Genomic DNA, 14,840 nt, shown 5'->3' on the forward strand with positions numbered 1-14,840 from the left:
TATCGAACGCCCACCCGCCCAGCCACGAACTGATCATGCCGCCCACCTGATGGCCCAGATACGTCAGGCCATACAGCACTCCGACGAGGCGGATGCCGTAGACGTCGGCAAGTATTGCCGATGACAAGGCGATGCTGCCGGCCCAGACAATGCCGCCGATGGTGGCTGCGGCATAGAGCTCCCAGTGCGCGCCCACCATGACCAACGCGAAGAATCCCAGACCCCGCACCAGATAGATCGCGGCCAGGATGTTGCGGCGCTCGACCTGGTCCGACATGCGGCCCAATACCAGCGTGCTGAAGATCGCGACCAGACCAATCAGCCCGATGCCCAGCGAGCTGGTGGTGGCGTCAAAACCATGGTCCATCAGCATCGGCATGCCGTGCGTGCCCAGCAGGTTCATGCTGTAGCCACAGGCGAACAGCCCCAATGCCACCTGCCAGAACGGCAGCGTGCGCAAGGCATCGCGCACGTTCGGCGCCGGCCCGCGGGCCGCGGGCTTGGCGGACGACTTGTTGTCGATGATCTGGTGCGGCAGCAGGTCAGTGTGTTCGGGCGCCGTGTCGCGCATGATGAAGAGCGCGACCGGCACGGTCAGCAAGGCGAACAGCACGGCAAACGCCAGCAGCGTTTCCTGCCAGCCCACGGCTTCGATCGCGAAGGTCAGGGTAGGCGTCATCAGGGCGATGCCCGCCATCGATCCGGTAGACAGGAAGAACAGCGCCATGCCGCGCTGGCGGGTGAACCAGCGGCTGATGACAGGCGTCAGCGCCACGGGGCTGGTGAACGCCAGGCCGATGGACAGCGCCACGCCGAACGACAGCAGGAATTCGATGGGGCCTCGGGCGAACACCGTCCACAAGGACGACGCCACGACAATGGCCGTGCCCGTCAGCAGCACAAACCGCGTGCCGCGCGTGCTGACCAGATAGCCGGCCAACGGCATGGCCAGGCCGTAGCACAGCATGCCGATCGCGACGATGCCCGACAGCAGGCTGCGCGAAAATCCCAGCCCGTCCGCCATCGGCAGGAAGAACGGTCCGATGCCCATGCGCAGGCCGACCGTCAACAGGGTGAGTACCGCGGCGGCGCCGACGATGTTCCAGCCGAAATACCAGCCGCCCGACTCTTGCTTGTCCAAGTGCTTCTCCTCGATGTCTTCTTATGGCCGTTCATGCGCCAGGGCTTGCAGACACCGCAGGGAAGGCGCGGAACGAATCCGCTATCGACACGGGTGGGAAGGGCGAGGCGTGAATCGGCTTGTTCTTGCCGACGGCTGGAGCCGCCAGACGCGACATATTACTCCCGGCTATAAGCCGGCCGTGCAGCCGCCGTCCCGCTGCCGGAATTCAGGTTCGCTCAGCGGACACTTTCGCCAGACTCGCAAAATTCGGCGAAGCAAATATAATTGATATCGATTTTCATTCATGAGCTGCCCGACGGGTGGCCTTTCGTCATTTCGGCCACCGCGCGTTCTTCATGCCTTCGGCAACCTCCCGCCCCGATTCCGAGCTGCACGCCTGGTACGTCGACCACGGCGGCTGGCTGCTGGCGTGGCTGAAGAAGAAGCTGGGCTGCCCGCACAATGCGGCCGACATGGCGCACGACACCTTCGCGCGCATCCTGGCGTCGCGCGACGCCCTGGCCGCAGTGCGTGAGCCTCGCGCCTTCCTGTCGGTGACCGCCAGCCGGCTGATCATCGACCAGGCCCGCCGCCGTCAAGTGGAAGACGCCTATCTGGCCGAATTGAGCCTGGCCATGGCCGACCACCCGGGCGCGCCCTCGCCCGAACAGATCCTGATGACGTCGCAGGCGTTGGCCCAGATCAGCGCCATCCTGGAAGGCCTGGCGGACCGTCCGCGCCAGGCCTTTTTGCTGCACTACCTGGATGGCGACACGCATGCCGAGATCGCCACCAAGCTGGGCGTGACCGACCGCATGGTGCGCAAGTACCTGGTGTCGGCGCTGCTGCATTGCCACGACGCGGTGGACGCATGAGCACCGCCGGCGCCCAGGACATCGCCCGCGAAGCGGCCCAATGGCTGATGCGCTTGACCGACGACGACGCCAGCGCGGCCGACCGCGACCGCCTGCGTGCGGGCTTCGATGCCTGGAAGCGGCAGGACCCTCGCCACGACGCCGCGGCGCGGCGAATGCAAGCCGTGCTGACGCAACTGGGCGCATTGCGCGACGATGCCGGCGGACAGACCTCGCCGTTGCATGCCGGCCTGAAGGCCGGCTGGGCCGGCGGCAGGCGGCGCCGCATCCGACGTGCCGCCGCCCTGGCGCTGGCGGCAGCGCTGGCCACGCCGCTGGCCGTGTTCCTGCATTTCTATCCGTCGTCCTATCTGTTGGCGGATATGCGCAGTGGCGCCGGCCAATGGCAAACCCACGTGCTCGCCGACCAGAGCCGCGTGACGCTGGAGCCAGGCACGGCGGTCAATCTCAACTTCGACCCGCAGCGCCGCGAAGTCGAATTGGTGCGCGGCGACATCCTGGTGGAAGTCGCCCATGACGCGACGCGGCCCTTCGTGGTGCGCACCGCGCAGGGCAGCGTGCGCGCGTTGGGCACCCGCTTCGTGGTCAGCGCGGAATCCGGCGTGACGGTACTGAGCATGCTGGAATCCAAGGTGCTGGCCACCGCCCGCGACGACGCCGCCCCGGACCATGCGCGGCAGGTGCAGGCCGGCGAGCAGGTGCGCATCACCGCCCAAGGCGTGGGCGCGCCGCAGCCGCTGGACGCGGCGGCCGTCGAAGACGCCTGGAAATACCGCCGCCTGGTCGTGCAGGACAAGCCGCTGGCCGATGTGCTGGAATTGCTGGGCCGCTACCGCAGCGGCCTCTTGCGCGTAGACCGCGACGCGCTGGCCGGCATGCAGGTCAACGCCGTCCTGCCCCTGGACGATCCCGACCGCGCCCTGCAACTGCTGGCCAGCAGCTTCCCCATCCGGGTGCGCACGATGACGCCCTGGGTCGTCATCGTGGATCGGGCCGGCCCTGTCCGATAGAGATCGTTTGCCGCCAAGACAAAAGCGCCCCCTCAAGGGGCAGCAAGCGCGCGAAGCGTGTGCGGCGCAGGGGCCTTTTCTTTGTTCCGCTTTTCCGATCTGGTGCGTCATAGCAATCAGGACACTCACGCACACGGAACTTTCCATGCCCCTGCCGACTTTGAACCTTCGCTACACCCCGCTGGCCTTCAGCCTGCTGCTGGCCACGTTGGGCGCGGCCGCCCTGCCCGCCCACGCCCAACAGCAGACCGACGCCGCGATCCCGTTCGACATCGCCGCCGGCCCGTTGGCCCCGGCCTTGAACCGCTATGCCCAGCAGGCGGGCGTGGCGATTTCCGTGGACGCCAACCGCATCCAGGGCTTGACCACCAATGGGCTGAGCGGACGCTACCGCGTCGATGACGGCTTCCGCGTGCTGCTGGCCGGCAGCGGTTTCACCGCCTCGCGCAGTGCGGGCGGCTACGTGCTGGTGGCCGCGCCCGTACCCGGCACCACCACGCTGCCCGCCGTGCGCGTCAGCGGCCAGAGCGTGCCCGGCGCGCTGGACCCGACCTCGGGCCTGCTGGCCTCGACCAGTTCCAGCGCCACCAAGACGGATACGCCGCTGATCGAGACGCCGCAGTCGGTGTCGGTCGTGACGCGCGAACAGATCGACGAACAGAAGCCCCGCAGCGTGACGGAAGCGCTGCGCTACACGCCCGGCGCCTTCACGGGTCTGGTCGGCGCCGCCGACCGTTACGACTATGTGGCGCTGCGCGGCTTCATCGAGAACAGCACGGACAACACCATCTACGACGGCCTGAAGCTGCTGAGCGATTCCGGCACCTTCAGTTCGATCCAGATCGATCCCTACTTCGTCGAGCGCATCGACGTGTTCCGCGGCCCGTCATCCGTGCTGTTCGGCCGCAGCGCCCCCGGCGGCCTGGTGCAGCTGACCAGCAAGCGCCCGCTGTTCGAGCCGTACCGTTCGGTGGAGGTGTCCTACGGCACCCAGGGGCAGAAAAGCGCCGGCTTCGACGTCGCCGGTCCGGTGGACGACAACGGCAAGGTGGCGTATCGCGTCACCGGCCTGGGCCGCTCCACCGACACCCAGTTCGACAACACGCGCGAAGAACGCTATGCGATCGCCCCGCAGGTGATGTTCAACTTCACGCCGGACACCAGCCTGCTGCTGCAGGCCTATCTGCAGCGCGATCCCAGCGGCGGTTTCCACAGCGGCGTGCCGGCCGACGCCAGCATCACCAACGACCATGCCGGCCAGCGCATCTCGCGCCATTTCGTGGACTCCGATCCGGACAACAACGAATTCAAGCGCAACGAGCGCATCTTCAGCTATCAGTTCGACCACCGCTTCAACGATCGCTGGACGTTCCGCCAGAACGCGCGGTATGTCTCGTCCGACGTCGCGCTCAAGCAGGTCTACGGCTACGGCTGGGCCAACGGCACGGAGCTGAACCGCTATTACTCGGGCGCCGATGAATCGCTGAACGCGTTCGCCATCGACAACCAGTTGCAGGGCAAGTTCGAGACCGGCGCGGTCAAGCACACCGTGCTGCTGGGCCTGGACTACCAGAACCGCCACGCCGACGGCCGATGGGATTCCGGCACGGCGTCCAATCTGGACGCCTTCCATCCCGACTATGCCGACGGAAATGTGCAGATCGCCAGCCGCACCTTCTTCGACCGCCGCCTGGAGCAGACCGGCTTCTACCTGCAAGACCAGTTGGCCTATGACCGCTGGCGCCTGACCCTGAGCGGCCGCCAGGACGAGGTCCGCACGACCGAATCCAGCCGTACCGGCGACTACGCGTCCAAGCAAAGCTGGAGCGGATCCAAGTTCACCAAGCGCGCGGGATTGGTGTACCTGTTCGACAACGGCGTGTCGCCCTACGTGAGCTACAGCGAGTCCTTCAACCCCAATGCCTACACGGACCAGCAAGGCAATCTGCTGCCGCCCACCCAAAGCAAGCAATACGAAGCGGGCGTGAAGTTCCAGCCGCCCGGCACCGAGAACATGGTGACGCTGGCCGCCTTCGACCTGACGCAGGACAACGTGGCCAACCGCGTGCTGGCGCAGACCTACTACACGCCCGCGGGCAAGGTGCGGTCGCGCGGGATCGAACTGGAAGGCAAGGCGCGCCTGACCGACAACTTCACCGTGCTGGCCGCCTACACCTTCACCGCGATGACGTACCGCGAATCCACCGAAGGCCTGGCCGGCAACACCCCTTACCAGGCGCCGCGCCACATGGCGTCCCTGTGGGGCGATTACCAGTTCGACTCCGGACTGGGCGTGGGCGCGGGTGTGCGCTACGTGGGCACAAGCTGGGCCGACAGCGCCAACACGCTGAAGGTGCCGGCCTATACGCTGGTGGACCTGTCGGTGCGCTACGACCTGGGCCGGCTGTCCTCGGCGCTCAAGGGGATGAGCGTGCGCGTGGCCGCCAACAACCTGCTGGACAAGACCTATGTGGCGTCGTGCGCCAGCCTGAACTACTGCTACTACGGCGAAGAGCGCAACGTCGTCGCCACCTTGAAGTACGAGTTCTAGGCCGAAAGCGCGCGCACGCTCCTGAACGGGGCTTGCGCGCGTCTGCTCCCCGCAAGCCTCCTATCGGAGCACATTGCGAACGAAGCGCAAGCGCGAGTCCCCGTCATTGAAGTAAGCGTAGGGCTGCGCGCTGCTGTAAATGGCGAAATCGTCGGTCCCGACGGTTTGCGACACGCCGGACAGCGCCAGCCGCAACGCCCCTTCAAGCACGTAGACCATCTCGTGCCACCCCTGCGGATCGGGCTCAGCCAGGTACCGTTCACCCGGCGCCAACGTCCATATCCATAGCTGCGCCTCGCAACTGGCGGGCGCCGCGCCCAGCAGCACGGCCTGGCTGCCCGGCCGTTCGCCGCGCCAGGCCATGGCTTCGATCCGGCGCCGTTCTCGGTTGGGGTCGCTGACCAGATCCACGAAGCCCACCCCCAACGCGCCGGCCAACTTATCCAGGCTGGACAGGCTGATGTTCGCCCCGCCGCCCTCCAGGCCGGCAATCATGCGCCGGCTGATGCCGGAGGCGTCGGCCAGGTTCGTCTGGCTTAATCCGGCCTGCTTGCGGATCCGGCGCAAATTGGCCCCCACGTGCGTGAGGACATCGCTGCCGGCCGGCGTAATGTGCAGTATATTGCTCATAATTTCGTAGCTATTGAAGTCAATCGTGCAGCCCAAGACATCGATGTTCGCCCTGACGCGCCAGGAAATCGCCCTGGTGCTGGTCACCATGCTGTGGGGAAGCACGTTCCTCATCATTCACATTGCCATGCAGCATAGCGGACCGCTGTTCTTCGTAGGCGTGCGATTCACCATTGCCGGTCTGGTGACGATGCTGCTGTTCGGCAAGCACATGATGGGCATCACCCGATTCGAAATTGGCGCAGGCATCGCCATCGGCTGCGCATTGTTCCTGGGGTACTACCTGCAGACGCACGGCCTGCGTACCATCACCAGCAGCCAATCCGCCTTTATCACGGCGCTGTACGTGCCCATTGTGCCGCTGCTGCAGTGGGCGGTGCTGAAGCGCCCGCCGGGCCTGATGAGCTGGATAGGCGTGGCGCTGGCCTTCACCGGGCTGATCCTGCTGGCGGGTCCCGAAGCGGGTTCGCTCAGCTTCAGCCCGGGCGAACTCGCCACCTTGGCCGGCGCGGTCGCCATCGCCGCCGAGATCATCCTGATCGGCCTGTTCGCCAAGCGCGTGGATAGCCGCCGCGTGACCGCGGTGCAGTTGTTGACCGCCGGCGTGGTGTCATTCGCGCTGATGCCGGCGTTGGGCGAATCGGTTCCTGCTTTCTCGTGGCTGTGGGCCGGCGCGGCCATCGGCCTGGGACTTGCCAGCGCCGTGATCCAGTTGACGATGAACTGGGCGCAGAAGTCCGTCTCGCCCACCCGCGCCACGGTCATCTACGCGGGCGAACCGGTCTGGGGCGGCATCGTCGGCCGCCTGGCGGGCGACCGGCTGCCGGCGCTGGCGCTGGCAGGCGCCGCGTTGATCGTGGCCGGGGTGCTTGCCAGCGAAATCAAGTTCCGCCGGAAGACACCCGTGGAAGTCCGCTTGAACGAAGCCTGATACGGCCCGGCCCCGCTCAGGCCGCTTGTTCCAGGAACGCCTGCAAGGCGGGAACCGTATTCAGCACGTGCTGGCGCATGGCGGCCTCGCAGCGGGCGGGGTCACGGGTCTGCAGCGCATCGATCAATTCCTGATGCGATTCGCGCACGCGCAGGACGCGGCCGGGCTGGGCCGCCCATAGGCGCATATAGGGTTCCACCACGGAATGCAGTTCGGAGATCTGGCGCAGCAGCCGCGGCTGCTGGCAGAAGCCGCACAGGTATTCGTGGAATTCGCGGTGCGCGGTGGTCCAGTCCAGATAGTCGCCGGATCCCTGCTCCAGCTGGTCCAGCAAGCTGGACAGTCGGCGGATGTGCTCCGCATTCATGTGCAGCACGGCGTTGCGCATCGCCAGGCCTTCCAGCACCGAGCGCATTTCAAACACTTCCAGCATTTCCTGCTGATTCAGGCCGCGCACTACCGCGCCACGATTGGCGCGGATTTCCACCAGGCCTTCAGAGGCCAGCCGGCGCAGGGCGCCCCGCACGGGCATGCGGCTGGTGCCGATCTCGGCGGCGACGACGTCCGGCACCAGCCGCTGGCCGGGCGCATAGCGGCCCAGCCGGATCTCGCGCTGCAAATGCAAGTACGCCTCGTCTTCGGCGCTGATCGCTGTCTTCTGAAATTGCAGCATCGTCGTCCCCAGGGCTTGGAAAGCCGCAATGATAGATAAACGCAAAAATAACACAAACTGGATCCAGTGATCCATGGATGCAAATACCAATAGGCCGGACCCCGCCCTTCCCGTTTAATTCTCCTGGCAGGGCGCTTTGCTGCGGCCGGCGCGCTGGAACGGGCATCAGACCCGCCCGGCGGCACTCGTTTTCCATAACGCGATCAAGGGGAATCCATGAAATTTCGTCTCATCCGGACGCTGGCCGGCGCCGCCGCCGTTGCCTTCGCGGCCCAGGCCGGCGCGCAAGCCGCCGCCTCGGCCACCGATTGGCCGCAACATCCCGTGCGCATCGTCGTGCCCTTCCAGGCCGGTTCCGCCACCGATCTGATCTCGCGCCAGTTGGGCGCCGCGCTGGCCACCGAACTCGGCCAGCCCTTCGTCGTGGAAGCCCGCCCGGGCGCCGCGGCCGCCATCGGCAGCGCCTCGGTGGCGCGCTCGGCGCCGGACGGCTACACGCTGCTGATGGGCGGCCCCGCCGCCGTCGTCACGAACCGCTTCCTGCAGAAGCGCCTGGCCTATGACCCGGACGCTTTTGCGCTGGTGTCCATGGTCGCCTATACGCCCAACATCCTGTTGGCCAACCCGCAGCAGCCCTTCAAGACTCTGCCCGAAATGGTCGCGTACGCCCGTGCCAACCCGGGCAAGTTGACGTATGCCTCGTTCGGCACCGGCACCACCTCGCACATGGCGGGCGAAATGCTGAAGTCCATCGCCGGCATCGATATCCTGCACGTGCCGTACAAGGGCGCGGGCGAAGCCATTCCGGCCCTGCTCTCCGGCCAGGTGTCGATGTACTTCGACACCATCATGACCGGCCTGCCCCAGGTCAAGAGCGGTTCGTTGCTGGCGCTGGGCATGTCGAATCCCCAGCGCTCGACGCTGGCCCCGGACATCCCCACCATCGCGGAACAAGGCTACGCCGGCTACGACATCGCGCCGTGGTACGGTCTGGTCGCGCCCGAAGGCACGCCCGCGCCGATCCTCGACAAACTGAACCGCGCCGTGAACAAGGTGCTGGCCGATCCGGCATTGCGCGGTAAGCTCGCCGAAGCCGGCGCCGAACCGCGCGGCGGCAGCCGCGAGGAATTCGCCGCCTTCATCAAGGCCGAAATCCCGCGCACCAAACAGTTGATCGACCAAGCCGGCATCACCCCGCAGTAATCCTTTCTACGAGTTCCAGCATCCATGTCCTCCCCCTTCGATTGGTCTTTTCCGTACGCTTCCCGAAAAATGCCGGTCCTGGCCGCCAATGCGGTCGCGACCAGCCAGCCGCTGGCCGCGCAGGCGGGACTACGCATGCTGCTGGCCGGTGGCAATGCCGTTGACAGCGCCATTGCCACCGCGATCGCCCTCACCGTCGTCGAACCCGTCATGAACGGGATCGGCGGCGACATGTTCGCGCTGGTCTGGCATGACGGCCGCCTGCATGGCTTGAACTCCAGCGGCTGCGCGCCGGCCGCATGGACGCCCGAATACTTCAACGGGCGCGACGCCATGCCCGGCACGGGTTGGGGCACCGTCACCGTGCCCGGCCAGGTGGCAGGCTGGAAGGCCCTGTCCGAGCGCTTCGGCAAGCTGCCGTTCGCCACCCTGTTCGAACCCGCCATCGCCTATGCCGAAGAGGGCTTCGCCGTATCGCCCACCATCGCGCGGCAATGGGCCACGCAAGCGCCCAAGCTGGCGCACGAGCCCGGCTTCGCCGAGGCCTTCCTGCCGCAAGGCCGCGCGCCGCAAGCCGGCGAATGGTGGCGTTTCCCTGCCCAGGCCAAGACCCTGCGCGACATCGCCGAAAGCGGCGGCGACAGCTTCTACCGCGGCGAACTCGCCCGCAAGATCACGGACTACGCGAGCCAGACGGGTGGCGCGCTAAGCGCCGCCGACCTGGCCGAACACCGCCCCGAATGGGTCGCGCCCATCTCGCAGTCGTTCCGCGACGTCGAGCTGCACGAGATCCCGCCCAACGGCCAGGGCATTTCCGCGCTGATGGCGCTGGGCATGCTCGAGCAGTTCGACCTGGAAGGCATGGGCCGCGACAGCGCCGACTACTACCACGTCAGCATCGAAGCGATGAAGCTGGCCTTCGCGGACCTGCACCACCACGTGGCGGACCCGCGCCACATGCGCACCGATGCCCGCGCGCTGCTTGACCGCGCCTACCTGACCGAGCGCGCGCGCCTGATTTCCATGGACCGCGCCAGCGTCCCCACCGCGGGCACGCCCGCCACCGGCGGCACGGTCTACCTGACGGCGGCGGATGCGAGCGGCACCATGGTGTCCTTCATCCAGTCCAACTACCACGGCTTCGGCTCGGGCGTAGTCGTGCCTGGAACCGGCATCAGCCTGCACAACCGTGGCCTGAATTTCGTGCTGACGCCGGGCCATGCCAATCAGGTCGCCCCGCGCAAGAAGCCCATGCACACGATCATTCCCGCGTTCGTTACGCGCGGCGGCCAACCACTGATGTCGTTCGGGGTGATGGGCGGATCGATGCAGGCGCAGGGCCATCTGCAGATGGTGACGCGTCTGGCTGCGTTCGGCCAGAACCCGCAGGCCATGAGCGACGCGCCGCGCTTCCGTGTGGAAAAGGGCCCCGTCGTCAACGTGGAATCACACCTGCCGGCGGACGTCGTGGAGACGCTGCGCGCCCGCGGCCACAACGTGGCGGTGGCGCCGGCAGACAGCCTGGAATTCGGGTCCGCCCAGTTGATCTGCCGCTTGCCGCAGGGTGGCTATATGGCCGCATCAGACTCGCGCCGCGACGGACAGGCGGTGGGCTTCTAAGCAGGCAAGGGTTTCATGCGCGGCGCCAGGCGGTCGGGTCTGGCCGCCAAAGCGCCCGCGTCCCGCTTTCTCCCAAAGGGTCTCTAGCAGCGTCGGCGCCATACAGGATCAGGTCGGCGTCGCGTTCGATGCCCAGCTTTTTCATTGCGCTTCTTTTCTGCGAGCTGACCGTCTGCACGCTACGGTGCGACTGCTGCGCAATTTCGGTCACCGTCGCCCCCGCGCAGAGCAAGCGGACGATCTCGGCCTCGCGCCGGGTCAGGCGCATGCTTCCCATCGTGAACGCCTGATCGATGAGCATGCCCTTGATCCTGGGCGAATAGTAGGTCTTGCCCAGGTACACGGCATGGACCGCGGTGATGATGTGGCTGGTGGCATCGGATTTGCTCAACACGCAGACATTGTGGCGCCCCAGCAGAGCCCGGATCAACGTGGGCGTATCGATCATGGTCAGCACCGCGATACGCAGTCCGGGAAACCGCCGCCGCAGCAAGGAAATCAATGCCAGCCCGTCGCCATACTTGCCGCCCGGCATGGTGTAGTCGGACACCACGACATCGCACGGCTGTGCATCAAGCAGAGCGACAAGGTCCGTGGAATTCTCGGCGCATCCGATGACGTCGATCGCCGGGTCCTGGCCCAATTCGTAACTGACGCCGAGGGCCACTGCAGGATGGTCGTCGGCAACAATGACGCGTATGTATCGGGATGGCATAAGACGGGTGATTCGCATTGGCGGGGGCGCCGAGTTGAAAACACTTTTCGGCATACCGCACATAGTGCTGTCGTATCTCTGATAAAAAAATAGGAAAATTACGAAAGTCACTATGCGGCACAATGGCTGGGCATGAGCCAGACATTCCCTCCCCGCGACACGCCCTCCCCGTCCCGCTCGGCGCGCCACGCGCAACGGTGGCGCGTGCTGGTCGACCTGACCTCTGCCGATCCCGCGCGCATCCATGAGTTGGCGCATGCCTTCAGCACCGTCAACGACCAGGACATCCTGCAAGTGCGCATGCTGCTTGCCAACCAGGATCGCGCAGGCTTGAGCCTGCTGGCCCACCGCATCAAGGGCGCCGCCCAGATGACGGGCGACGGCCAGCTAAGCGCGCTTTGCACTGCGCTGGGACGGCTCTGCGCCGATCCGCAAGCGGGCGCATCGGAACTTGATGCCTGCGCCCGCCGCCTTGAAATCGCCCTGGAGGAATTCAGCGAGTCCTTTCGCCGGATCGCGCAGGACACACAAGACGCGCAAGACCCGCTGGACGCTTAGACCAGCCCCCCGGCGCGCGGATCGTGCTTGGCCAGGCGGGTCAGCAGATGGTCCACCTCGGCCTTCGCGGCGGGCGTCAGGGCGGCGCCCGGGCGGCGCTGCGCCGCGCTGGAAAGGATGCCCCGGCGCATCATCACGTACTTGCGCACTGCCAGCCCCACGCCCGGTTGCTGCTCATAGCGCAGCAGCGGCAAGTGCGCATCGAACAGATCATGCGCGGCCTCCCGTTTACCCTCGCCCACCCATTTGACGAAGTCGCACAACATGTCGGGAAAGCAATAGCCGGTGTTGGCGCCGTCTGCGCCGCGCGCCATCTCGTAATCCAGGAACAGCCCGTTGTTGCCGCACAGGATCGAAATGTGGCGCATCGCCCCTTCAGCCTCGAAGCGGCGCAGCGCCGAGATCTTTTCCAGGCCGGGCCAGTCTTCGTGCTTGAGCATCACGCACGACGCCAGGTCGGTCACGATACGCCGGATGACCGACGGCGCCATCTGGACGGAGAACGTCAGCGGGTAGTCCTGCAGCACGAACGGCACGTCGTCGCCGATGGCCTCGACCGCCTGGTGGTAGTAGGTGACGATCTGGTCGTCGGTGCGCAAGGTATTGGGCGGCGCGATCATCACGCCGGCAGCGCCCAGGTCCATCACGGCGCGCGTCAGCGAGCGCATCGATGCGAACCCCGGGGCCGACACGCCCACCACGATGGGCATGGCGCCGGCCTTGCCGATGACTTGCGACGCGATGTCCAGCGATTCCGCGAAATCCAGCTTGGGCGCTTCGCCCAACTGGCCCAGCACCGTCAGGCCGGTCGCGCCGCAAGACTGGTAGAAATCCATCATCCGGTCGATCGACGCGTGGTCCACCGCGCCGTCGTCGAAGAACGGGGTGGGTGCGATGGGGAATACGCCCTTGGCGTCAGCAGTCAGTTTCATTTTCAATGTCCTTGAATGTCTTGGATCCGAGTGGTCCGGACCGCGTTCAGATGCTGGCGATCAGGCCGCCGTCCACGCGGATCGTCGATCCGGTGATGTAGCTGGCGCGCGCGCTGGCCAGGAAGGCCACGGCGTCGCCGTATTCCTTCGGGTCTCCATAGCGGCCTACCGGAATGCTGCCGGTGCTTTCGCGGCTGACCTCTTCCACGCTGCGCCCTTCGCGCTTGGCGCGCGCCTCGTCCAGGAACGAGATGCGGGCGGTGGCGATGCGGCCGGGCAATACGATGTTCGACGTGATGCCGTCCTTGCCGACTTCGCGCGCCAGCGTCTTGGACCAGCCCACCAGCGACATACGCAGCGCGTTCGAAATGCCCAGGTTGGCAATCGGGGCGATCACGCCGGACGAGGTGCTGGTGATGATCCTGCCCCACTGCCGTTCGCGCATGCCGGGCAGCACGCGGTCAGTCAGCTTGATGACGGACAGCACCATCCCTTCGAAGTGCTCGCGCCACAGGTCGGCCGTTTGGCCTGACGAAGGCGTGGGCGGCGGACCGCCCGTGTTGTTGACCAGGATATCGACCGGCCCCACGTGGGACTCGATCCATGCGACCTGGCTGTCGATCGCGTCCAGCGCGCGCAGGTCCCATTGCATCGGAATGGCGGTCAGCCCATCCGCCTTGATCCTGTCCGCCGTGGCGGCGGCCGCTTCCAGGTTCAGATCCGCCACGACCACCCGCGCGCCTTCCTGTGCCAGCGACGCGGCAATGGCGCCACCCAGCCCGCCGCCGGCGCCCAGCACCAGCGCAGTCTTGTCCTTGATACCCAAATCCATCGTTACCTCCGTCATTGAACTTGCTTGGACCAGCAGGCGTCCGCCCGTCCTTCGGTGCTATTTTCAGCCACGCAACGTCAGTGTGAAAATGGAAAATACTCAGGAAGATCATTCATTTTATGAATGATCCGATCTGATGTGCCGCTTGGCGGACGCGGGCTCTAAATCTCGGGGCATTGCAGCTGCACGGTATAGTGGGCGCCTTCCGATCATGTATTTCCAGAATGAATCCGCGCCGCCTGACCCCGTCCATGTCGCTGCTGCTGGCATTCGAAGCCAGTGCCCGCCATCTCAGCTTCACCCGCGCCGCGACCGAGCTTGCGTTGACGCAAAGCGCCGTCAGCCGGCAGGTGCAGGCCCTTGAGGATTTGCTGGAAGTCGCGCTGTTCCGGCGCGAGAAGCGGCGCATCCTGCTGACCGAAGCCGGCATGCGCTATCAGAAGGAACTGGAAGCAGCCCTGCAACGCATCCGCAGCGCGTCGCTGCAAGCGATCTCGCACCGGACCGGACGCGGCGCGTTCCATCTGGCCGCGCTGCCCACCTTTACCGCGAAATGGCTGATGCCCAGGCTGAACCGCTTTTACGCGCGGCACCCCGGCATCCTGATCCACCTGCATTCGCGGGTGACGCGCTTCGACCTGGACCTGGCCGGCATCGACGCCGTGATCGCCGTGGGCGACGGCGACTGGCCCGGGCTGGCGTCATACCGCTTGATGGACGAACACGTCATCCCGGTGATCAGCCCTGAACTGGCCGCCAGCCATCCGATCCGCAAGCCGGCCGATCTGGCGCCGCACAGCCTGCTTCAGGTGGCGGCCCGCCCCGCGGTGTGGCAACGCTGGTTCGAAGCGCACGGCCTGCCGGTGCGCACCATGCGCTGGGGCGCGCAGTTCGAATTGACCACCCACCTGATTCAGGCGGTGGCGTCCGGTATCGGCATCGGGCTGCTGCCGACGTTTCTGGTGGAAGACGAGTTGCAGCAAGGCGTGCTGGCGCCCGCCATCGACGAGGCCTTCAGCACGGGCGCGGGCTATTTTTTCCTGGCGCCGCCCGACAAGCTTGCCACCCCGCCCGTCGCCGCGTTCAGGGACTGGCTGCTGGAAGAAAGCGGGCAGGCGCGTTCCAGCGCCTAGACGATGGGGTCACGCGGCGCATAGGGCCGCCTGCGCATCAGCGCGGGTTCTTCA

Annotated in this window: 14 protein-coding genes; 8 read left to right on the top strand and 6 right to left on the bottom strand. The window is 66.2% G+C overall.

From position 1 onward, the window contains the following. The coding region (locus ACO6D5_RS19865; protein WP_485826311.1) for an MFS transporter at positions 1-1,141 on the bottom strand (1,141 nt) is incomplete at its 3' end. Between the two features lie 338 nt (positions 1,142-1,479). On the opposite strand from ACO6D5_RS19865, the gene ACO6D5_RS19870 reads away from it, so the two are divergent. From ACO6D5_RS19870 to ACO6D5_RS19880, 3 genes are all read left to right on the top strand, one after another. Further along, positions 1,480-1,998: a sigma-70 family RNA polymerase sigma factor gene (locus tag ACO6D5_RS19870; protein WP_485826312.1), complete on the top strand. Its 519-nt coding sequence runs from the start codon at positions 1,480-1,482 to the stop codon at positions 1,996-1,998. Then, positions 1,995-3,008, top strand: coding sequence for a FecR family protein (locus tag ACO6D5_RS19875; RefSeq protein ID WP_485826313.1), 1,014 nt, complete (start codon positions 1,995-1,997; stop codon positions 3,006-3,008). The genes ACO6D5_RS19870 and ACO6D5_RS19875 overlap by 4 nt, the downstream gene beginning before the upstream one ends. Before the next feature lie 145 nt (positions 3,009-3,153). Then, positions 3,154-5,559, top strand: coding sequence for a TonB-dependent siderophore receptor (locus tag ACO6D5_RS19880; protein ID WP_485826314.1), 2,406 nt, complete (start codon positions 3,154-3,156; stop codon positions 5,557-5,559). Between the two features lie 60 nt (positions 5,560-5,619). Here ACO6D5_RS19880 and ACO6D5_RS19885 read toward each other — a convergent pair whose 3' ends face one another. Then, positions 5,620-6,189 carry a helix-turn-helix domain-containing protein gene (locus ACO6D5_RS19885; RefSeq protein WP_315526736.1) on the bottom strand — a complete coding sequence of 190 codons (570 nt, stop codon included), beginning with the start codon at positions 6,187-6,189 and terminating at the stop codon, positions 5,620-5,622. A 43-nt stretch (positions 6,190-6,232) separates the two neighbouring features. On the opposite strand from ACO6D5_RS19885, the gene ACO6D5_RS19890 reads away from it, so the two are divergent. Then, positions 6,233-7,120: a DMT family transporter gene (locus ACO6D5_RS19890; RefSeq protein ID WP_485826334.1), complete on the top strand. Its 888-nt coding sequence runs from the start codon at positions 6,233-6,235 to the stop codon at positions 7,118-7,120. A 16-nt stretch (positions 7,121-7,136) separates the two neighbouring features. Here the strand turns inward: ACO6D5_RS19890 and ACO6D5_RS19895 are convergent, their stop codons facing one another. After that, positions 7,137-7,793 (bottom strand): FCD domain-containing protein, encoded by a 657-nt coding sequence (locus ACO6D5_RS19895; protein ID WP_315526737.1) that lies wholly within the window; start codon positions 7,791-7,793, stop codon positions 7,137-7,139. 216 nt (positions 7,794-8,009) lie between these two features. Between ACO6D5_RS19895 and ACO6D5_RS19900 the strand changes: the two genes are divergently transcribed. Then, a complete protein-coding gene (locus tag ACO6D5_RS19900) occupies positions 8,010-8,996 on the top strand; it encodes a Bug family tripartite tricarboxylate transporter substrate binding protein (protein ID WP_485826315.1) in 987 nt (328 codons plus the stop codon). A gap of 24 nt (positions 8,997-9,020) precedes the next feature. Further along, positions 9,021-10,616 carry a gamma-glutamyltransferase gene (gene ggt, locus ACO6D5_RS19905; protein WP_315526739.1) on the top strand — a complete coding sequence of 532 codons (1,596 nt, stop codon included), beginning with the start codon at positions 9,021-9,023 and terminating at the stop codon, positions 10,614-10,616. Between the two features lie 13 nt (positions 10,617-10,629). Here ggt and ACO6D5_RS19910 read toward each other — a convergent pair whose 3' ends face one another. After that, positions 10,630-11,331: a response regulator gene (locus ACO6D5_RS19910; RefSeq protein WP_315526740.1), complete on the bottom strand. Its 702-nt coding sequence runs from the start codon at positions 11,329-11,331 to the stop codon at positions 10,630-10,632. A gap of 132 nt (positions 11,332-11,463) precedes the next feature. Between ACO6D5_RS19910 and ACO6D5_RS19915 the strand changes: the two genes are divergently transcribed. Next, on the top strand, positions 11,464-11,889 hold the full coding sequence (locus ACO6D5_RS19915) for an Hpt domain-containing protein (RefSeq protein ID WP_485826316.1): 426 nt from the start codon (positions 11,464-11,466) through the stop codon (positions 11,887-11,889). On the opposite strand, the gene ACO6D5_RS19920 is transcribed toward ACO6D5_RS19915, so the two are convergent. Both ACO6D5_RS19920 and ACO6D5_RS19925 read right to left on the bottom strand, forming a co-directional pair. Further along, positions 11,886-12,821, bottom strand: a complete 936-nt coding sequence (locus ACO6D5_RS19920) for a dihydrodipicolinate synthase family protein (protein WP_485826317.1) — start codon at positions 12,819-12,821, stop codon at positions 11,886-11,888. The two genes, ACO6D5_RS19915 and ACO6D5_RS19920, sit on opposite strands and share 4 nt — an antisense overlap. Positions 12,822-12,867: 46 nt before the next feature. Next, on the bottom strand, positions 12,868-13,653 hold the full coding sequence (locus tag ACO6D5_RS19925; RefSeq protein WP_485826318.1) for an SDR family oxidoreductase: 786 nt from the start codon (positions 13,651-13,653) through the stop codon (positions 12,868-12,870). A gap of 224 nt (positions 13,654-13,877) precedes the next feature. Here ACO6D5_RS19925 and ACO6D5_RS19930 point away from each other — a divergent pair, with 224 nt between their 5' ends. Next, positions 13,878-14,786: a LysR substrate-binding domain-containing protein gene (locus tag ACO6D5_RS19930; RefSeq protein WP_485826319.1), complete on the top strand. Its 909-nt coding sequence runs from the start codon at positions 13,878-13,880 to the stop codon at positions 14,784-14,786. Positions 14,787-14,840: the final 54 nt, after the last annotated feature.

The organism is Achromobacter sp., assembly GCF_057314935.1.